Annotated in this window: 14 protein-coding genes; 4 read left to right on the forward strand and 10 right to left on the reverse strand. The window is 72.9% G+C overall.

What is annotated here, in order from left to right:
- Positions 1–50: 50 nt before the first annotated feature.
- Positions 51–638, forward strand: a complete 588-nt coding sequence (locus NQZ70_RS32965; RefSeq protein ID WP_129577778.1) for a Uma2 family endonuclease — start codon at positions 51–53, stop codon at positions 636–638.
- A gap of 75 nt (positions 639–713) precedes the next feature.
- Here the strand turns inward: NQZ70_RS32965 and NQZ70_RS32970 are convergent, their stop codons facing one another.
- From NQZ70_RS32970 to NQZ70_RS32980, 3 genes are all read right to left on the reverse strand, one after another.
- Positions 714–1,034, reverse strand: coding sequence for a hypothetical protein (locus NQZ70_RS32970; RefSeq protein WP_129577779.1), 321 nt, complete (start codon positions 1,032–1,034; stop codon positions 714–716).
- Between the two features lie 207 nt (positions 1,035–1,241).
- On the reverse strand, positions 1,242–4,349 hold the full coding sequence (locus tag NQZ70_RS32975; protein ID WP_272826132.1) for a PKD domain-containing protein: 3,108 nt from the start codon (positions 4,347–4,349) through the stop codon (positions 1,242–1,244).
- Between the two features lie 648 nt (positions 4,350–4,997).
- Positions 4,998–6,212, reverse strand: a complete 1,215-nt coding sequence (locus NQZ70_RS32980) for an FAD-dependent monooxygenase (RefSeq protein ID WP_129577781.1) — start codon at positions 6,210–6,212, stop codon at positions 4,998–5,000.
- A gap of 194 nt (positions 6,213–6,406) precedes the next feature.
- Between NQZ70_RS32980 and NQZ70_RS32985 the strand changes: the two genes are divergently transcribed.
- Positions 6,407–7,345, forward strand: a complete 939-nt coding sequence (locus NQZ70_RS32985) for a TetR/AcrR family transcriptional regulator C-terminal domain-containing protein (protein WP_129577782.1) — start codon at positions 6,407–6,409, stop codon at positions 7,343–7,345.
- Between the two features lie 47 nt (positions 7,346–7,392).
- On the opposite strand, the gene NQZ70_RS32990 is transcribed toward NQZ70_RS32985, so the two are convergent.
- From NQZ70_RS32990 to NQZ70_RS33010, 5 genes are all read right to left on the reverse strand, one after another.
- Positions 7,393–9,747: a hypothetical protein gene (locus NQZ70_RS32990; protein WP_272826136.1), complete on the reverse strand. Its 2,355-nt coding sequence runs from the start codon at positions 9,745–9,747 to the stop codon at positions 7,393–7,395.
- A 315-nt stretch (positions 9,748–10,062) separates the two neighbouring features.
- Entirely contained in the window at positions 10,063–10,428 is a 366-nt protein-coding gene (locus NQZ70_RS32995; RefSeq protein ID WP_129577785.1) for a HEPN domain-containing protein, read from the reverse strand.
- On the reverse strand, positions 10,421–10,996 hold the full coding sequence (locus tag NQZ70_RS33000; RefSeq protein ID WP_129577786.1) for a hypothetical protein: 576 nt from the start codon (positions 10,994–10,996) through the stop codon (positions 10,421–10,423). The genes NQZ70_RS32995 and NQZ70_RS33000 overlap by 8 nt, the downstream gene beginning before the upstream one ends.
- On the reverse strand, positions 10,960–11,703 hold the full coding sequence (locus NQZ70_RS33005; RefSeq protein ID WP_207217552.1) for a hypothetical protein: 744 nt from the start codon (positions 11,701–11,703) through the stop codon (positions 10,960–10,962). Before NQZ70_RS33005 ends, NQZ70_RS33000 begins: the two co-directional genes overlap by 37 nt.
- Before the next feature lie 175 nt (positions 11,704–11,878).
- Positions 11,879–13,042 (reverse strand): DUF6602 domain-containing protein, encoded by a 1,164-nt coding sequence (locus tag NQZ70_RS33010; protein WP_129577788.1) that lies wholly within the window; start codon positions 13,040–13,042, stop codon positions 11,879–11,881.
- A gap of 635 nt (positions 13,043–13,677) precedes the next feature.
- On the opposite strand from NQZ70_RS33010, the gene NQZ70_RS33015 reads away from it, so the two are divergent.
- Positions 13,678–15,039 (forward strand): SGNH/GDSL hydrolase family protein, encoded by a 1,362-nt coding sequence (locus tag NQZ70_RS33015; RefSeq protein WP_129577789.1) that lies wholly within the window; start codon positions 13,678–13,680, stop codon positions 15,037–15,039.
- An 87-nt stretch (positions 15,040–15,126) separates the two neighbouring features.
- On the opposite strand, the gene NQZ70_RS33020 is transcribed toward NQZ70_RS33015, so the two are convergent.
- Complete coding sequence (locus NQZ70_RS33020; protein ID WP_129577790.1) at positions 15,127–15,582, reverse strand: GFA family protein; 456 nt, start codon at positions 15,580–15,582, stop codon at positions 15,127–15,129.
- 144 nt (positions 15,583–15,726) lie between these two features.
- Here NQZ70_RS33020 and NQZ70_RS33025 point away from each other — a divergent pair, with 144 nt between their 5' ends.
- A complete protein-coding gene (locus tag NQZ70_RS33025; RefSeq protein ID WP_129577791.1) occupies positions 15,727–16,776 on the forward strand; it encodes a YafY family protein in 1,050 nt (349 codons plus the stop codon).
- Positions 16,777–16,815: 39 nt separating this feature from the next.
- Here NQZ70_RS33025 and NQZ70_RS33030 read toward each other — a convergent pair whose 3' ends face one another.
- Complete coding sequence (locus tag NQZ70_RS33030) at positions 16,816–20,148, reverse strand: protein kinase domain-containing protein (RefSeq protein ID WP_129577792.1); 3,333 nt, start codon at positions 20,146–20,148, stop codon at positions 16,816–16,818.
- Positions 20,149–20,425: the final 277 nt, after the last annotated feature.

The following is a 20,425-nucleotide window of genomic DNA, read 5'->3' on the forward strand; positions in this document are numbered from 1 at the left end:
CGCCCGGCTGCACGTGGACATCTCCGGCCCGCCACGCGACACTGTCGCACATGGGCGTGGCGGCACCGCGACGGAAGCTCTCGCCGGAGGAGTACCTCGAGCTCGAGCGCGCATCGGAGGGGAGGCACGAGTACGCCGGCGGCGAGATCTTCGCGATGTCCGGCGGCACCTTCGAGCACAGCGCGGTCGCCGCGAACATCGGCCGGCTGCTCGGCAACGCGCTGGGCGAGGGCGGGTGCATCGCGCTGAATTCCGACATGCGCATCAAGATCCCCTCCGCGGATCGCTACGTCTACCCGGACGGGTCCGTCGTCTGCGGCCGCCCCGAGTTCGAGGACGAGCGGCGCGACACGCTCCTGAATCCGGTCCTCGTGATCGAGGTGCTCTCCGATTCGAGCGAGGCGTACGACCGCGGCGACAAGTTCGCGCATTACCAGACCGTGGCGTCGATCCGGGAGGTCGTCCTCGCGTCGCAGAAGGCGCCGCGCATCGAGGTCTTCGCGCGCCAGGCCGACGGGAGCTGGGTGCTCCGGGTCTATGGCCCCGGCGATCGCGCTGCGCTCTCGTCGGTGGGGTGCGACATCGGGGTGGACGAGGCGTACCGGGGCGTGTTCGAGGCCGCCGGCGTGGCCCGCTGAGGTGAGCTCAGCCACACCATGGCGCGCGCATGATCCCGGTGCGAGGCGACCAGGGCCGCGGCGAGCACCGACGTGTCAAAGGCGACCTTCACCGGAGCCCTTCATGATCGCGTCGATGCGTTCGTCGCGTTCCGAACGATGATCGGGGATGTCCTCGGCCGCGGTCTCGCCGTTGAAGACGAGGAACCCGTGCAGCCGCACGAACCGCGGATCCAATCCTGCCTCGCCCGCTCCCGAGTCGCGCCCTTCGGCGATGCTCGGATCCGGCTCGGCGCGGAGCCGCTCGCGAAGCAGCCTCGAGGCTTCTTTCTCCGGGGTCGTGCCAAGCCGTTTCGCGCGGAGCTCGAGCTTCTCCACGATTTCCGGCTCCAGGTTGTCCAGAACGAGCTGCGCCATCCGTCCTTCGGCGTTCGACGCCGCAGTGTACCGGATATCGTCGCTGACGCGACCTGGATCGTCCCCTGATGATCCAGGTCGCCCTCCCCCGAACGCGCAGGGCTCAAGCGCGCTCTCCTGCCCGCGATCGACCGCGGCGGCGAAAGCGGCGCGGCGCCCGGAGGCCCCGCGCCGCCTTCTGCCGCGCGTCAGCCGGTCACGAGCCGCTCACAGGCTCATGCACAGCGTGAGCTGAGTCGAGCTCTCGATCAGCACGTCGGAGCAGCCGGCGCCCCCCAGCATGGGGCCTGTCGTGAACGGGCCTGGCGCGTTGCAAGCACCCCAATCCATGCCCCAGTCCTGGAGCTCGGTCGATTGCTCGCTGTGCGCGATGCAGCAGTTGCTCGACGGTTGGGTCTTGTACGTCTTGCCCACGAACCGGGCCGCGATGCTGGTCAGCACGCTCTGCGGAGCCAGCGTGTAGCCGGGCTGGCACGACGCGCCCGAGCCATCCAGGTAGTAGCAGCGCCCGCCAAACTCGACCTCGGTCGCCGCATCGCACAGGCCGCTGTCGCAGGGCGCGCAGGGGCCGCCGCAGTCGACGCCCGTCTCGCCCTGGTTACGGATGCCGTCGTCGCACGTCGGAGCGGCGCCGCCCTCGCCCGCGCACACGACCGAGATCGTCTGGCTCGGCGGGAAGCACGAGTCGGTGCCCACCCCACCCCAGGCCTCCATGCCGACGCACGGCCGCGCGACGTACGTGCTGCTGCAGCTGCACTCGAAGCCGTCCGCGGTGAGCTCGACCACCCCCCAGGGGCCGCAGTCGGTCCCGACGGTCCAGGTCCGGCCGTCGCACTCGATCGGCCCCGTGGGCGTCCCGTCGTGGAGCGCCTGGCAGAGCGTGTTCGCCGCCGCGCCCGTGCAGGTCACCCCGTCGGGATCCATGCTGCCGCGGAGGGTGACGGACGAGTACGTGCCCGTGAGCGACGCGCGGAACGCGTCCCAGGCGCCGCACTGCTCGACCGGCGTCTCGCCCTGGGTGAACTGCTCCGAGAACTCGACCGTGGTGCCGCCGCAGGGCGCGCAGGGGCCGCCGCAGTCGACGCCCATCTCGCCCTGGTTCTGGATGCCGTCATCGCACGTGGGGACGGCGCCCTCCTCGCCGCCGCACAGGACCGAGATCGTCTGGCTCGGCGCCCAGCAGGTGGCGCCGGCGACACCGCCCCAGTTCTCGTTGCCGATGCACGGCCGCGCGGTGTACCCGTCGCTGCACATGCACGTATCGCCGTTCGCGGTGATCTCGACCACGCCGGGGGGGCCGCACTCCGTGCCGACCGCCCAGGTCCGGCCGTCGCACATGATCGGCCCGGTGGGCGTCCCGTTGTGGAGCGCCTGGCAGAGCGTGTTCGCCGCCGCGCCCGTGCAGGTCACCCCCCCCGGGTCCTGGCTGCCGCGGATCGTCACGAACGAGTACGAGCCCGTGAGCGACGCGCGGAACGCGTCCCAGGCGCCGCACTGCTCGGTTGACGTCGAGCCCTGAGTGAACTGCTCCGAGAACTCGACCGTGGCGCCGCCGCAGGGCGCGCAGGGGCCGCCGCAGTCGACGCCCGTCTCGCCCTGGTTCTGGATGCCGTCGTCGCACGTCGGGCCGGCGCCGCCCTCGCCCTCGCACACGACCGAGATCGTCTGGCTTGGCGGGAAGCAGGAGTCGCTGCCCACGCCGCCCCAGTTCTCGTTGCCGATGCACGGCCGCGCGGCGTACCTGCTGCCGCAGCTGCACTCCGCGCCGTCCGCGGTGAGCTCGACCACCCCGTCGGGGCCGCAGTTGGTCCCGACGGTCCAGATCCGGCCGCCGCACTCGACCGGCCCGGTGGGCGTCCCGCTGTGGAGCGCCTGGCAGAGCCTGTTCGCCGCCGCGCCCGTGCAGGTCACGCCGTCGGGGTCCAGGCTGCCGCGGAGCGTGACGGACGAGTACGTGCCCGTGAGCGACGCGCGGAACGTGTCCCAGGCGCCGCACTGGTCGGTCGGCCACTCGCCTTGCCTGAACTGCTCCGAGAACTCGACCGTGGTGCCACCGCAGGGCGCACAGGGGCCGCCGCAGTCGACGCCGGTCTCACCCTGGTTCTGGATACCGTCGCTGCACGTCTCGGAGCCGCCCGGGTAATCGAACTCGAGGGCCAGGCCGTTCGTGAGCGCCGGGCTCTGGCACGAGTACACGAGGCTGCTCGTATCGCCCGAGATCCCGGCGGTCGCGCTCGCGCCGTGATCGACAGGCGGGTTGTTGACCGCGGTGTTCGCGTAGCAGAAGCGGATGTCGTTCGAGCCCTCGAACAGCACCGCGCGGATGTCCAGCTGGTCGCCGCCCTCGATGTGCGGAGTCAGCCACTGCACGACGAACCGGCGCGACGGGGCCGTGCCCAGCGTCGCGTACCAGACGTTGCCGATCGGCGGGTAGAGGTCGTCCCAGAACGGCGCGATGGTCTGCGGCTCGAGGGTACAGCTGTTGCTGTAGGACGTCGTGCCCGGGAAGCCGAGCTTGCCATTCGATACGATGCTCACCGTCGACTGCGGGGTCCCGTAGTAATTGAACTCGAAGGGGAGCGCGACGCTGCTGAGGCAGTCGTCCTCGTTGCAGGCGAGGTTTCCGGTGAACGAGATGTCATCGCAGGACGGGACCTCCTCGACGCGCGAGCAGCCGACGTATCCGAAGGCGTCGGAGCCGAAGACTTGGCAGTCCGTCGAGCCGCAGTCCGAGGCCGAGACGTGGATGGGGAAGGTCAGCGAGGAGCTGCCGCCCAGGGCGTCCGTCGCCCTCACCCGAACGGTGACGTCGCCGGGGCCGTCCGGCGAGAAGGTCGCGGTGTTGCCGTCGCCGGTGATCGAGCCGGCGCCGGCGGCCAGCTCCCACGTGTACGAGATCGCGTCGCCGTCGGGATCCTCCGCGACCGCGGTGATCGTGGCCGTCTCGCACTGGGTGATGAACTTGCTCGGCACGACGTCGAGGTCCTGGAACGCCGGCGGATCGTTCAGCGCGACCACCGGGTCGAGCCCGCCATTGCCCGCCCCGAGGCACTGGGAGACGAGGAAGAGCTCGGTCGTGGCCTCGGAGACGACGGTCGCGATCCCCTCGGCGGGCCCGCACTCGACGGACGGTCCGGCGTCGCCCATCGGGGTCGCGCAGACGCGGTAGTCGCCGGGCGGCACCACGAACAGGCCGTCGGCGCCGGCGTGGGTGCCCGAGCCCGGGGGGAGCGCGCCGCCGGGGAGCGCTTCCTCTTCGAGGGGGCTCGTGGTCTCGGCGATGGCCGAATCGCTGCACGAGCTGCTCGCGCTCACGACCTTGTAGTGGACGGCGGTGACGTCGTGCCGCGCGCCGCCGACGGTGAGCGCGGCCTGGATGGATCCGCTCTCGACCGATTCTCTCGCTGTGGAACCCCCCTTGTCCGCGTCGCACGCGGAAGCTCCTAATGCCAGCGCGATGACCATCGATCCGCACGCGCCTGCGCGTGCATCAAACCGCTGTGCCATGGCCTCTCCTTGTCCAAGGATGATCGATTTAAGACGAGCGCCGCAGTCCCCCGGGGCTGCGGCGGCTCGGGGCGGCTTCGTCGCTGCCGGGACGCCCGGCGCAGCAGAAAGCACCGTGTGTGCCACGGAGCGCTCTGGGAATGTCCGGCCGGGTGCGCGGGTTGTGCGCGGGTTGGCGGAGGGGGGCGCGCGTTCTTGCGTCAGGGTTTTGCCGGATCCCGCAAAACGCTGCGCGAGGGGGGCGGCGTGGCGGCGAGCGGACGCCGGAGTCGATCCATGACCGGCGTCGTTCCCTGCGCGCGCAGGGGATGACGCGCTCACCGGAATGGCCACGGTTCGCCGACGCTCCGCGACGCAATGCGGTAGTCGCCGGGCTCGCCCCCTACCGCGACCTCCCGGTCGGGCGCGTTGCGTCCCATGGCCAACGTGAACGACAGGACGGTGCCGAAGGCCCGGTCAAGAGCTCGCGAGCGCCCGCCCCCCGGGCGCCTGCCGGACTGCATCCTCGGGGAGCACGAAGTCGGTCGCTGCGTCTTTCACCAGGCGCTCGAAGAGGCCGACCAACCGCGGCCCCGTGAGCACGCCATAGAGGGTGTTGCGGAGCCACAGGCCAGCGCTGGTCCGCGGGGCGAAGAACGAGCCGGCGCGCCGCGCGCCGGACTGGCATCCCGTCGCGTAGGGGCGGAGCATCGATTCGTAACGCGCGAAGGCGGCGCCGGGATCGCCGGCGCGGGCGAGCTCGCCCGCGAGGACGTACGCGCCGACGGTGGCGAGCGAGGTCCCCTGTCCGCCGAGCGTGCCGCCGTAGGCCGCGTCGCCGAGCAGCGCGACTCGCCCCTTGGAATAGCTGTCCACGTGGACGGTGGCGATCCCGTCGACGTACAGATCGGTCGCGCCGTCGAGCGCGTCGAGGACGCGAGGCACCACCCAGGACATGCCCGCAAAGGTCTGGCGGAGCGACCGCTTCAGCTCGCCGCCGTCGCGGCGCTCGGCGCGCGTCAGCGGACCACCCGCGTGGATGAGCAGCGCGCGCGCCCCCTCCGGCGAGGTCGGAAATACCCCGACCGAGCGCCCGGGGACGCTGAAGATCTGCGCCTCGCGCGCCCCATCGAGGACGTTCGGCAGCGCGAACGTCGCGATCCGGTAGCCGTGGTGGCGGAGGAAGCGCGACTCGTCGCCGAAGGCGAGCGCGCGGACGTTCGAGTGGAGACCGTCGGCGCCGATCACGAGATCGAACGTCGCCGGCGCGCCCCGCTCGAACTCCACCGCGACCGCGTCGCCGCGCGCCTCGATGCCGGTGATCTGGTCCCCGAAGCGGTAGTCGACCGCCCGCCGTGTGCGCTCGTAGAGGATGCGCACGAGGTCGCCGCGCAGGATCTCGACGTCCCCCGACGCCATCACCGCTGGCAGGGTCACGCGCGGCCTCGCGGCGGGATCGAGGAGGACGATCGCGCTCGCTCGGGTGCGGTGGGCGTGGATCGGCTCCCAGAGGTCGAGCCGCTCGAGGACGGCGCGGTGGACCGGGCCGCGGAAGTCGACCGCCTGGCCACCTTCACGGAGGGCGGGCGCGCGCTCGACGACGGTGACCTCGAAGCCGAAGCGGTCGAGACAGAGCGCGAGGGCGGGGCCGGCGATCCCGGCGCCGGAGATGAGGACATGGGGCCTGTTCATCGGGGTTCCTCCAAGATGCGTACGCTGTACCAGAATGCCGGTACACTGTGCGCATCGCCCTCGACTCCGCCACCGCCGTGTGAGGCATACGCGTCGATTTCCAGGATTTGTGCTAGATCAGCGCTCGATATACCGCTCGCTCGCGCGCAGAAGCTCATGCCTGCGCGGCCCGTCTGTACTAGAACAGGTGCTGCATGGACCGAACAGGCGCAGAGCCTCCGTACCGCCGCATCGCCGCCGAGCTCCGGCGCCGGATCGAATCCGGCGAGCTCCGCCCGGGAGATCGGGTGCCGTCGACGCGCGAGCTCGCGCGGGCGCACCACGTCGCGACCGCGACCGCGGCCCACGCGCTCAAGGAGCTCGCCGACGCCGGCCTCGTCCGCGGCGTCGCGCGCGTCGGCACCGTCGTCGCCCACGTCCGCCAGCGGGCCCCGCGCGAGCACGAGCTCACGCGCGCGCGGATCGTCGAGGCCGCGATCGCGATCGCCGATGCCGAAGGGTTCGGCGCGCTGTCGCTCCGCGGCGTCGCGGCGAAGCTCGGGGCGCCGGTGATGTCGCTCTACCGCCACGTCGCGAGCAAGGAGGAGCTCGTCTCGCTCATGACCGACGCCGTGCTCGGCGAGGCGGCGCTGCCGGCGACGGTGCCGCTCGGCTGGCGGGCCCAGCTCGAGGTCTCGGCGCGCGTCCAGTGGGCCGCCTTCCGCCGGCACCCCTGGCTCGCGCGCGTCATCAACGTGACCCGGCCCGAGCCGCTCCCGAACGCCATCACGCACGCGGAGTGGATCCTCCGGGCGCTCGAAGGCCACGGCCTCGACGCCGCGGAGCGGATGAAGCTCCACATCATCCTCCACGGTTTTCTCCAGGGGATCGCGACGAACCTGGAGGCCGAGGTCGACGCAACGAGCGCGACGGGGATGACGGACGACGAGTGGATGGAGGGGCGGGTCGCGCAGTTTCATGCCCTCGCGGCGTCCGGGCGCTACCCGGCGTTCGCGCGCGTCCTCGACGCGTTCGCCGGGACCGGCGGCTTCCGCCTCGACTTCGATGAGCTGTTCACCCTCGGCTTGCGCGCCCTGCTCGATGGGTTCGCCCGCGTGATCGAGCGCGCGCCGAAGGGAGCCCGCGCGCGCTGACGCAGGCGGAGCCCGTCGCGCCCCGTCGCCCCGGGGCCCTCATGCCCTCACCCGCCGGCCGCGCCCACCATCGCCCGCAGGAGCGGCGGCATCCTCCGCGCATCGCACGGCGCCTTCACCGCCTTTCCCGCCACCACCGCGCTCATCTGGCACACCCCCTGTCGCGGCAGGTGATCCATCCAGTAGAGGTCGTACCGATCCTCGTGCAGCGTTCTCCGCACCATCGGCTCGAGCGGCAGCATCAACCCCTCGCGGAAGCGCGCCAGATAGACCACGTTCGACAGCCGCACCGGCGAGTTCAGCCCGATCCGCCGCCGCGTCCCCGACGCGAACGGCCCGGTGTGATCGATGAACTCCACCGTCTGGAGATCGCCATAGAGATCCGGCTCGGTCTTCTCGACCGTCACCAGGGTCCACGCGCAGAGCGGCCGCTGCGCTCGCAGGAGCGCGCGGGTCATCTGCTCGAAGTCGGGCAGATCCGCGGCCGCGCGCGCCTCGGTGTAATGACCGTGCGCGAACTGGTTGCGCTCGGCCTGCATCAGGTTCGAGAGCGTCTCGAACGTCTGGTTGTGCGACAGCTTGACGTCGAGCACCTCCCTCGCCATCGAGCCGATCGGATCGTCGCGATCCCCGAACGCCCGCGCGGCCGTGCGCGCGAGCTCGCGCCACGCGCCGAGCGCGAGGCCGTCGCGCGTGCGCGTGCGGCCGTAAAAATCGAGCACCGCGCCCCACCCGGGAGGAGGCCCGCCGGCACCCCCGCCCGCGCCGGGCCCCCCGCCCGCGCCGCCGCCGCGCCCCGACCCGGACGGCGCGCTGCCGCCGCTGAAGAAGGCCGACACGAGCACCGTCGCGATGAAGCGCCACGTGCCCTCGAGCACGTCGAACAGCATCTTCACCCGCTCGATCGCGCTCGACGCCCCGATCGCCGCCCGCACCCGCCCCGCGATCGGGTACGGCAGGCCGCCGCTCAGCGCCGAGAGCACCCCGTGCGGATCGCCGCACTCGCGCGCGATCTCCGCCGCCCGCGCGCCCGCGTCGGCGCCGTGCAGGAGCTCCCACGACAGCGTCCGCGCGTGCTCGACCCGGCCGTCCAGGATCGGGGGCCGGGCGTGCCAGTCGCACTGCACCGCGCTCGCCATCGCCGCCGGATCCGCCTTCCGGGGCACGCACGCGGCGACCACGCCGGGCGCGAGCGGCGCGATCAGCGCGCCGGTGCCCGCGTGGCTCGCGACGACCGCCGCGAGCTCCTGCGCGAGGGCGCCGGTGACGTGCGGCCCGACGCCGGCGAGCGCGCTCTGCTCCTCGATGCCGAACAGGACCGTCGCCCGGCGCCCGCTCCGCGACGCCTCGAGCACCTCGATCGGCGCGGCGAAGCGCGCGCTCGCCGCGCCGTCGCGGAGCTCCGTCACGGGGGTGGACGCCCCGGGGGCGCTCCGCTCGCGCTCCGCCGCGAGCGAGGCGATGGCGTGCAGGCCGAGCTCGACCTCGCGGCCGGCGACGTCCGCCTCCCCGGCGATCGCGAAGGTGCCGCACGCGAACGGCCCGAGCCCGGCAGCCTCCACGGCCTCCAGCGCGCGCCGGGCCGCGGCCGCCGCCTCCGCGGCGCCGCCCCGCGCGAGCACCACCGCGGAGCCGTCCGCCTCGCCGACCGGCAGGTCCGGCCAGAGCCGGTGCGCGACGACCAGCGCGGCCGCGGCGCGCGGGGGCGCGCCCGCCCCGATCGGCCGGAGCAGGACGAGCGCGCCCTGGCCCTTCCGCGCGAGCAGCGACGCGCACTCCTGCTCCAGGCCGGCGCGCGCGAGCAGGCCCGTCGCCGGGTCGACCGCGCCGGCGGGGACCGACAGCGCGGCGTACCGGCGGTCGAAGAACGTCGCGCGCATGCCGCCGACGCAGACGAAGGTGCCGTGCACGAGCGGCGACTCCTCCCCGCGCGCGAGGTGCCGCGCGCCGACCTGCACGGGCACGCTGCACTCGTCGCGGCGGCGCAGCCACCAGCGCACGCCGTCGTGGCGCAGCGTGGCCGCGAGCCGCGAGGCGACGTCGGGGTAGACGAGCTCGTTGCGCTCGTCGCCGACGCGCTCCGCGCGGCCGAGCCGCAGCACGCCGACCGGCTCGAGCCGGAGCTCGTGGAGGTACCCGTCGCGCCCCTCGATCCGCAGCCGATCCGGCGCGGCCACCTCGCCGCGCCACAGCGAGAACCCGGGCGACTGGGTGAGCCAGAGCGTGGCGCCGCCCGCGGCGACCGAGCGCAGCTCGGCCTCGGGCGCGCCGTCGGGGGCGCTCGCCTCGGGGTGCGGGAGGCTCTCCGCGGGCGGGAGGCTCTCCGCGGGCGGGAGGCTCTCCGCGGGCGGGAGGCTCGCGCCCGCCGGGAGACCCCCGCCGCTGTCTCGTGCGCCCGTCACGCGTGCCTGTCCATGATGATGCCCGTGGGCCCCGCCGTCCGAGCGCCCGGCGGGCCCTTCGGGCGATTACCGCACCGCGCCACGGCAAATTCAACGCAAATGCGCCGCGGCACATTCCTCGAGCGCGCCCGCCCCTCGCGCCCTCGCCCGCGACGTCGTCCCCCCGGTGACACGCGGCCGGCAGCGGCCCGCCAGAGCGGCTTTCGCCGCCCATCCTCTGTACACCGGAGCAACTCGCGCTCGAGGAGGGGCCATGACCCCCGCGCATCGGCGATGTTGCGACCCTCGCTCCCGAGCTGCGACGCTCGGCCCGGCTCATGGCTGCTGGAGCAGCGCCTCGATGTGGCTCCTCAGCTCGGAGAGGGGCGAGTCGATCAGACGCTGGACGTCCTGCGCCGACGGCTTGTCGCCATAGTACCGCGCGCGGACGCTCGCGCTCTTCAGCCGCAAGTACTGCGGGACCACCCGCCTCAGCTCCTTGAACGTCTTCGCGAGCCGCTCGCGGTTCTCGTGCGTCGCGGGCTCGATCCGGCCCTTTCGCGCGAGGAACGCGTCCAGGTAGTGGAGCGCCACGTAGAACACAACCGTGACGGCCCAGTCGGGATATCGCTCCTTGTCGAGCGCGTCCAGGAACGCGGCGTTGTGCGCCGCTTGCAAGAGGTGGGTCGCCTCGTCAGCCATGGCACCCCTCCTGCGTGATGCGCAGGGCGCCCGCGGGAGGCGCGAGATCCGGCATGTTCCGCCGGTAGAGGACGGTGGAATCCAGATCCAGCTCGGGAAAGGAGAACAGGCACTTGGTCAAGAGATCGTAGAGCTCTTGCTCGGTCGCTCCCGGGTCGCGGACCACGACGACGATCCGCAGCGGCTCGGTCTCGGTCCAGAGGAAGACGGCGTCGACCTCGTCCAGGGGCGCGACGTGCTCCCTCAGATAGGCGATCAAGGTGGAGAGGAGCTGGCGCCGGGCGGCCCGCGGGTCGTCACGGACGAGCTGGTCGATCTGGCCCTGCAGGCGCTCCACCTGCCGCTTCAGGTCGAGGACGCACTCCTCCAGGGGCGGCTGCGGGGGCCTGCCCATCCAGACCTCGGCCCTCTCGCTCGCCCAGCGGATGAGGTAGAAATACGGGTCGCGACGGCGCGGCGCGCCGGGGGTCGACCTCGGGGCAGGCCACGACTCGTTCGGCGGACGGCGCGAGGCCCTGGGGCCCGCCGGCGTCACGGCGACACGAGGAGCGATCTCAGCCCCTCCCATACCGCACCCTCCAGCTCGGCTCCGAGGTTCGACCCGAGGGTCAGCTCATGGTCCCCGGACGTCGCGACGACGAGCTCCTCCGCGCTGATGCGCGCCAGCGACACGCGGCTCACCGGACCGCTGGGCGGCTCGACGCGCCACTCCGCCGCCGTCTGCGTCGCGTGGTATCCCTGCCACGACGACCGCTCCGGCGAGAGCTCCATCCCCGCACCCAGCTTGTACACGGCAGCCTTGATCACGTACGTCGCGCTGATCTCCGCCGTGACCTGCTTCTGTCCAGGCCAGCGCGCCGCGATGAGCTGCAGCACCGCCGGCAACCCTCCGACCCAGTTGCTCGAGCTCACGATGAACTGCGGTGGCGGGCTGTCCCGCAAGCGCTCCCAGCGCAGGTGGAGCACCCCCTCCTCCGGCGCTGCCCCCACGACCTGGCCGAGGAGGCCAGTGATGAACAGCCCATCTGGGTCCGTTGCGGCCGGAAGCGCGAAGAACCGAGCGGTGTAGTCGAGCTCTTCCCCGCGGCGCTCCGCGCCGGCGCCTACTCGGCTGTCGAGCGCTCGACCCAGCTCACGCCACGCCCCGACCTGCGCCCTCCCGCGGATCCACGCGTCGAAGGAGTCGAGAACCGCGCCATTGCCAGCATCGCGAGGCCCCCCCCTCGGCGCCGGCCGCTCGTCGGGGTTGCCCTTCAAGGGTGAACCGTCCACCACGGAGCGGTGTTCTATCTCGCCTTTGTATTTTTCCGCAAGCAATTACCACCCGGAGCACCAAATTCGGTCGTTCGATCTGCCTTTGGTGGTAGTGCGGGGCACGTCCTCCGAAAAGGTGGTCCTGTGTGAGCGTCAAGAACGCCGCCCGAGCTCATCGTGAGGTGATCGTCGGACGTCAGTCGGCTGCCGCAAGCTGCGCATCGAACCCATCCATCCACGGCTCCTCGCCGAGCACGATGCGATCGATGGCCCAGCGGAGATGCACGGCTGCGGTGGCGAGCCGGGACACGCCGCAGAGGATCGCGCGCTCCGTGTCAGGCGCGATGAACGGCCGCACCTGTCGCCCGCCGCCGGGTGCGGCGACCGCCTGCACCACCAGGAGCTCGCCCGCGGCGATGGCATCGGGGAGGAGCTCGCGCGGGTGCCCCGACCACACCAGCTCGTCCTCGATCTCCTGAAGCCGGAGCGACATGGCATGCGCCCGTCCGCTCTTCTGGAGTTTGCCCATCTGGAGATTCAACGCCCAGACGGCCCCGTAGAATGGATTGCGAATCACGGGGAACCCTGGCTGCCGCTCGACAGCCACCCCTGGCTGGCCGAACCGCGACGTGACCGCGTCGAGCGGCACCTCGGCGCGCACCAGACGCTTGACGTTGGCGATCTGCCTACATGCCGTCGCCAGGGACTGGCCCAGGTTGCTGGCGCGGACCTTCGCATGCGCATAGAGGGTGTACTTGGCCTCGATGTAGGCGAACACGACCTCCGCTGGCACCTCCTCCTTGGACTCGGGCGCGAGGGGCGTCCGGAAGCGTGCTGCATCGAACACGATGATGTCGTCGCCCGCAGAGTCGCCGTTCCTGTCCACGATATATCCGCGACAGATGCCGATGCGATCTGGGAAGAGCTCCCGGAGCACGCGGCAGAGCGCGATCTCGAACTCGTCCCCCAGCTCGAAGTTGTTCTTTACCTTGGCGCGGATGTTCGCGAGCCTGCAACCGAGGAGCCGGTCGAACTCTTCGACAAAGCCGTTGTAACGGCTCCACCCGGCCGTCGAGCCGCCCGCGACGGCTCCGCGATCGCGGAGGTCGGACACGGTGCCCCGACGAAAGCTCTGCCCGGTGTCGGGCATCGGCAGAGCCACCTCGATGCCCCCTGGCGATCGTCGGCCCTCCAGGCCGGCCTCGGATGGCCAGGGACGCCCGACCTGTTTCCCGAGCCACTCCTTCGCTGCTTCTTCAGGGCGGAAAGGAGCGCGAAGCATACCTTCGCTGGGCCACCGCGGATCCGGCGGGGCCGCGCCGGCAAGCAGCCGTCCGGTGACCGTCTCGTAGCGTTTCACGCGAATCGCTCACTTCCGAGAGTGAGCGTATCTAGGCATCGAACCATTGTAAGCGCAAGCCGCAAATGCTGGGCTTGCCCCGACAAGACACGCGCATTCCCTTTCCAGCGATGTTTTTATCGCCCCGCGCGCTTTTTTAGGAAACCCTGCGCCTCACAAGACAATGCATTCAGACGTAAGTCACGATCGAGGCCCATGCGGCATGGCGAAGTTTTTTGGCCATGAAGGTGATAATTCGATCGACCAACCGCAATGCACTCGCGAACGCAGCGTGGACAAAGGTAGGATTTCACCCTACCCACGAGGTTCGGCGGCGTCGACGGCGCTAGCTTCCGGGTGGACGGCGGCGCCCTGGACACGCAGGTCAGTTTCTATACGGCGATATTTTTTCAGACCGATGGGAGAGGTCGAGTCGCTGACCGCGTGTGCTTTCAACCCAGGGCAGCTCGCCCAGCTCGGGCTTGACGCCCCCGTGACGTGTGCCTCTCCTGCTCCCCGCGCCGGCATCCTGCCCCCCGGGCGCGCCCATGGCGACACCTCCGACCCAGCTCGTGCAGATCCGGGCGAATGAACCTGCATCCCCCCGAACCAGGGAGAGCTCCCCGCGTTCCACGCGAACCACCGAGAGAGAACCGATGGCAGATCGACAGACATCCCACGGAGTCACCCCAGAGCGCCGCAACACCGCGCGCACCTCGCTCAAGCTGCCGAGGCCGAAGCTCGGCCGCCCGCCGCGCGCTTCCTTCCTCGCCGCGGTGGTCGCGCTGATCGCCGGCGCATGGGGCCGCCCCGCCCTGGCCGCCGATCAGGCAGCCGACGGGCGATGGGTCTCCGCATGGCACGCCAGCGCGACGCCGGGCGGCACCTTCAACTCGCAGGATTGCCCCTCGGACGTCGGCCTCTCCGGCCAGACGGTCCGGAACATCGTCCGCCTGAGCACCGGCGGGAGCTCGGTGCGCGTGCGCATCTCCAACGCCGGCGGCAGCGAGCCGCTCAGGGTGGGCGCGGCGTCGATCGCCGCCTCCGCGGGCGGCGCAGCCACGGTCGCCGGGTCGTCGAAGCCGCTGCGCTTCGCAGGCCAAGCCTCGATCGTCATCGCCGCCGGCGGCGAGGCGGTGAGCGACCCCGTGGCCATGAACGTGCAGGCCCTCCAGACGCTGGCGGTGAACATCCACCTGCCGGCCAACACCGGGCCGGCCACGCAGCACTACTTCGCGGCGCAGGACAGCTTCCTCGCCGCCGGCAACCAGACGGGCGCCGGCGCCGACAAGCAGTTCACGCGCAAGATCTCGTGCTGGATGTTCCTGTCGGGCGTCGACGTGAAGGCCCCGCCGAACGTCGTCGGCACCCTGATCGCGCTCGGCGACTCGATCACGGACGGATACCTCTCGACCAAGAACACAAACCAGCGCTACCCCGATTTCCTGGCGCAGCGCCTGGCCAGCCGGAAGGGTCAGACCCTCTCCGTGGTCAACGCCGGCATCATCGGGAACGAGCTGCTCACCGTCCGCCCCCAGCTCCAGTTCGGCTACCCGGTCCCGGCCCGCCTCGCGCGCGACGTGCTGACCCAGCCGGGCGCGCGCGCCGTCATCCTGCTCGCCGGCATCAACGACATCGGCGACCGCTCCGCCAAGGCGGCGGATCTGATCCCGGTCTACCAGCAGATCATCCAGGCGGCCCACGCCGCCGGGCTGAAGATCTACGGAGGCACCCTGGTGCCGTTCGCCGGCTCGACCGGGACCTACAAGGGCGATTATGGAACCGCCAAGGGCGAGCAGGAGCGGCAGAAGCTGAACACCTGGATCCGCACGAGCGGCGCCTTCGACGGCGTGATCGACTTCGACAAGGCGGTGCGCGACCCGGCCGACCCGAGCCGGCTGCTCCCGGCCTACGACGCCGACAAGCTGCATCCGAACGACGCCGGGTACCAGGCGATGGCCAACGCGGTGAACCTCGACGCCATCATCGGCGACGTCCTCAAGGGGACCTCGCCGTAACGTCGCCCTCCCCGGCGCCGCGGGCGCCGCAGCTCCGAAGGCCGGCGAGCCGCCTCATCTGCGGGATGGGGCTCGCCGGCCCCCGACTCAGGCCCTCTTCGCGGCCGTGACCGGATCCACGTACGGCGCGATGGCGAGCTGCTCCCAGGTGTCGTGCAGCCCGTCGAGATACATCACCGGCACCCCGGTGAGGTCCACGCCGTCGAGGCAGTTCAGGTTGACCGAGCAGTACTCTCCGCCGAGCTCCGGCAGGTTTCCGTGCCCGAAGACGCGGATGCCGCAGGTCTTGCAGAACCGGGAGTGACCGGCCTCGGACCGCGAGTAGTCGCCGAGGACCTCCTCGCCGGCGACGAGGCGGAAGGCGCTCGGCTTCACGATGACGCCCCACCACCGCGTCTTCGCGCAGATGGTGCAATTGCACTGCGTCGTCCCGGCGCTCGGGTCGAAGTCGGCCTCGAAGCGAACCGCACGGCAGGCGCAGCTCCCCCGGTAGGTGCCCATGCGGGGGGTCGTCGTGCTGTGCGCGGAAGCGGCGTTGCTCATGGCGATGGCTCCAGGGGGTTTGGGGGGCGGGACGCCTTCGAGCGCCTCGCCCGCGGGATGAGAGGAAGCTACACTCAATTGCGGACAGATTCGGTCCGCAATGTCGCGCGAGGTTGCGCGACGTCGAACGATGAGGAGCGGCACGTGATCCAGACCTCCGCACGGTTGCTGAAGCTGCTGTCGCTCCTGCAGTCCCGGCGCTTCTGGACGGGCGGGGAGCTCGCCGGCGCGCTCGAGATCACCGAGCGCAGCCTCCGGCGCGACGTGGACCGGCTCCGGAGCCTCGGGTACCCGGTGCACGCGGCCCCGGGCATCGGCGGCGGCTACCAGCTCGGCGCCGGCAAGGAGCTGCCGCCGCTGCCGCTCGAGGACGACGAGGCCGTCGCCGTGGCCGTGGGCCTGCGCGCGGCGGCGACCGGCCCCGCGCGGGGGCTGGAGGAGGCGGCGGTCCGCGCGCTCGCGAAGCTCGAGCAGGTGCTCCCGAAGCGGCTCCGGCGCAAGGTGAGCGCGCTCTCGGCCGTGAGCGTGCGGCTCGGCGACGGCGGGCCCACGTTCGACGCGGACGCGCTCGCCGCGCTGGCGAACGCGTGCCGCGACGCCGAGGTCCTGCGCTTCGACTACACGAGCTACAGCGGCGCGGCGAGCGCGCGCGCCGTCGAGCCCTACCGGCTCGTGCACACGAGCCACCGCTGGTACCTCCTCGCGTACGACCTCGATCGCGCGGAGTGGCGGACGTTCCGCGTCGATCGCATCCAGGGCAGGCCGAGGGCCGGGGGGCGGTTCAAGCCGCGCCCGCTGCCCGCCGAGGACGTGGCCGCCTACGTGTCGCAGTCGGTCTCGACCGACGCGTACCGCTTCCGCGCGCGCGTGACGGTGCACGCCGCCGCGGACGTGGCCTCGGCGCAGCTCTCCGGCGTGGCGTGGCGCGTCGAGCCGCTCGGGCCGGACCGCTGCGTGGTCCACACCGGCGGCGCGAGCCTCGACGCGCTCGCGTTCCACCTCGGGTTCCTGGGGTTCGAGTTCGAGGTGCACGAGCCGGCGGAGCTCGTCGACCTCCTCCGCCGCCTGTCCGAGCGCCTCGGCCGGGCCGCGGGGCGGGCCGCGGCGGCGCACGACCCGGGCGCGGAGGCGCACGACCCGGGCGCGGAGGCGCACGACCCGGGCGCGGAGGCGCACGACCCCGGCGCGCGCTGAGGGAGCGAAGCGCTCTTCACCCGCGCGGCGCGATCCCGCTCAGTCCGAGAGCGCCGCCGCCACCGTCGCGTCGAGCCCGGCCTCCCGGCCCTCGGCGAAGCGCGCGTCGTGGACGGCGGCCCCGAGCGCCGCCCGCGCGGCCTCGGCGCACGCGGCGAGCGCCGGCCGCTCGATGGGCGGCACCGGCGTGCCGATGGCCTCGCGGAGCGCCGCCGCGCCGCCGAGCAGGCGGGCGCCGCGCTCCGGCTTGCCCGCCCGCACCGCCGCGCGCGCGAGCGCCTCCAGGACGCTCGCCGACCGCCAGAGATCGCCGAGCTCCCGGTGCAGCCTGAGGCTCGCCCGCAGCCGCCGCCCCGCGAGGGCGAGATCGCCGCGCTCGATCGCGACGAGGCCCAGGATGTTGCTCGTCCAGGCGATCCCCTCCTTGAACTTCACCGCCCGCGACAGGCCCTCGCTCTCCTCGCAGAGGCGGGAGGCCTCGTCGAGATCTCCGCGGTAGAACGCCGCGCAGCCGAGGTAGAGCAGCGCCGTCGCGGTCCCCTCGCGATCGCCCCCGCGGCGGAGCTCGGGCAGCGCCAGGCGGCACGCGCCCTCCGCGCGCGCGGTGTCGCCCGAGAGCCACGCCGCGAACCCCGAGTAGCCGAGCGCGCGCGCCGCCTCGAGCGTGTCGCCGCGGCGCGTGGCCAGCGCGAGGCTCTCGCCGTGCAGCGCGAGCGCGCGCTCGTAGTCGCCCTGCTCGCGGGCGACGCTCCCGAGGATCTGGACCACCGAGGCGAGCCCGCGCTCGTCCCCGAGCTCGCGGTAGAGCGCCGCGCCCCGCTCGAGCAGCGCGCGCGCCTCGCGGTAGTCGCACTGGAGGAGCGCGAGCGTCCCCGCGCCCCGGAGCGCCGAGGCGACGTGCTCGGGCGCGACGCCCGCCGCGCCCTCGAGCGCCCGGGCGAGCCACGCGCGGCCCTCCTGGTAGTGCCCGTGGATGTACCAGAACCGCGAGAGCGCGGCCGCGAGGCGGACCGGGGCGCCCGCGTCGCCCGCGCCGCCCGGCTGGAGCGCGAGCTCCAGGGCGAGGCGGAGGTTGTCGTGCTCGAGCTCGAAGGCCGCGAGCCACGCGGCCTGCTCGGGCCCGCGGAGCGCCTCGGCCGCGCGCTCGGCGAGCTCGAGCGAGAGCTCCACGAAGCGCCGGTTGCACGCCGCGGCGGCGCCCTCCTCCGCGAGCCGATCGAGGCCGTACTCGCGGAGGATCGCGAGCATCTGGAACCGGGGCTCCTCGCCCGCGACCGGGAGCAGGAGGCTCTTGTCGACCAGCGACTCGAGGATCGCGAGCGTGTCGAGCGCCGGGTCGCGGAAGGCGCACATCTGGTCCGCCATGGCCAGCGAGAAGCCGCCCGCGAACACGGCGAGCGTGCGGAAGGCGAGCTGCTCCTCCGGCAAGAGGAGGCCGTAGCTCCAGTCGATGGCGGCGCGCATGGTCTGCTGGCGCTCGGGCAGGTCGCGCGCGCCGCCCGTGAGCAGGCGGAACGAGCCCGCGGCGGGCGAGGCGCGGCCGGCCGCGCCGCGGTCGCGGAGGCGCGCGAGCAGCGCCGCGGGGGTGAGGACCTTGAGGCGCGACGCGGCGAGCTCGATCGCGAGCGGCAGGCCGTCGAGGCGCGCGCAGATCTCCACGACGTCGGCGACGTTGTCGGGGCCGAGCTGGAAGCCGGGCTTGATCGCCGCGGCCCGGCGGCAGAACAGGCTCACCGCGGAGCTGGCCAGCGCCGCAGAGGCGGTGATCTCGCGCGGCTCGGGCACCTCCAGCGGCGGCACGACGTAGCGCCGCTCGCCCGAGAGGTTCAGCGCGGCGCGGCTCGTCACGAGGAGCGACAGGCGCGGGCAGCTCGCGGCGAGGTGCGCGACCACCGGCGCCGCGGCGGTCAGGTGCTCGAGGTTGTCGAGCACGAGCAGGTGCCGCCGGTCGCGGAGGAAGTGCGCCACGCGCTCCAGATCCGGCCGCGCGCCGCCCTCGCCGAGGCTGAGCGCCTGCGCGATGGCCGAGGGGACGAGCGCCGGCTCGCGCAGCGACGCGAGGGGGACGAAGCACACGCCGCCGGAGAACGCGGGGACGAGGTCCTCGGCGACCTGGAGCGCGAGCCGGGTCTTGCCGGTGCCGCCGACGCCGGTGAGGGTGAGCAGGCCGGCGTTCGGCTCGAGCAGGAGCGCGGCGATCTCGGCGCGCTCGCGGGCGCGGCCCACGAACGGCGTGCGCTGGACCGGCAGGTTGTGGCGCGGCCGCTCGGTCCCCGGCGAGCCGCCCAGCGGCGGTGAGGCGCCCAGCGCCGGCGAGGGCGGGCCGGGATCCCGGGGGCTACTGGCGGCCTCGCGGAGCGTGCCGCCGGCGAGCGGCTCCGACGGCGCCTCGACCGTCCCCGCGAGCTCCATCGTGGTGGTGCTGAGCATGTCCGTGGCCGCGGGGCCTCCCGGGGACCACGGCTCGGCCGCGCCGGGCGGCTCGGCGGGCGCGCCGGCCGACGCGAGCGCGGCGCGCAGGGCGAGGCTCTGCTCGCGGACCGAAGGGAAGCGCGCGGCCGGGTCGCGGTCGCACGACCGCAGGAACCACGCGTCGAACGCGGGCGGGAGCCACCGCCAGCGCGACGACGGCGGGTAGAGCCGCATGACGAGCAGCGCCACCATCAGCTCGGCCATGCTGTTCGCGGTCCAGTAGATGTCGCCGGTCAGGAGGCGCACGGCGATGAGCCCGATCGCCCACACGTCGGCCGCGGGGCCGAGCTGGTCCGAGCGCCCGCGCGCCTGCTCGGGCGCCATGTAGATGGGCGTGCCGATGGCCGTGCCCGTCGCCGTGAGTCCGCCCGACGCGCCGAGCGCGCCGGGCTCGAGCTCCTTGACCAGCCCGAGGTCGAGGATCTTCACGCGCTCCCGCCCGTCGTCGCCGATCGCGAGGAAGAGGTTCGCGGGCTTGAGGTCGCGGTGGAAGAGGCCCTGCGCGTGGGCGACCTCGAGGGCGTCGGCGACCTCGCCGAGCCAGCGCTGCACCTCGGCGGGCGAGCGCCTGCCGTGGGTGGCGACGAGGTGCTCGAGGTCGTGGCCCCGGAGCAGCTCCATCACCAGGAAGGGCGCGCCGTCGAGCTCCGGGGCGACGCCGGCGTCGAGGATGCGCACGAACCCGGGCGCGTCGAGGAGCCGCATCGCCCGGATCTCGCGCTGGAAGCGGGAGGCCGCCGCCTCGCCGGCCGACGGCGTCCGGAGCAGGACCTTCACCGCGACCCGGCCGCCTCCGTCGAGGTCATCGGCCATGTAGACCGCGCCCGCGCCGCCCCGGCCGATCTCGCTCAGGAGACGGTAGCGGCCACCGAGGACGGTCGGGCGATCGGGGGAGCGCATGGGGCGGCCGCGGTGGGGACGATCTCGCGAGGGCCGCGGCGCCGGCACTTTACCATACGGCGCCCGCGCCCCGCCCTCGGCCGCCGCCGCCGCAGCTCGACGGTGAGGCGTGAGGTGTCGGCGGGCGCGGCGATCATGAGCGCATCATGAGCGCGACGTCGAGCGATCGAGGGATCTCGAGCTCGGTCGCCCTCCGCTGCGCGAAGCAGGGCCTCTGCGTGAACGCAAGCGCGCCCACGATCGCGGCGGGCACGCGCGGCTCGCGCGCGCCCGCGCC

Source organism: Sorangium sp. So ce836 (assembly GCF_028553905.1).
GTDB lineage: Bacteria > Myxococcota_A > Polyangia > Polyangiales > Polyangiaceae > Sorangium > Sorangium cellulosum_D.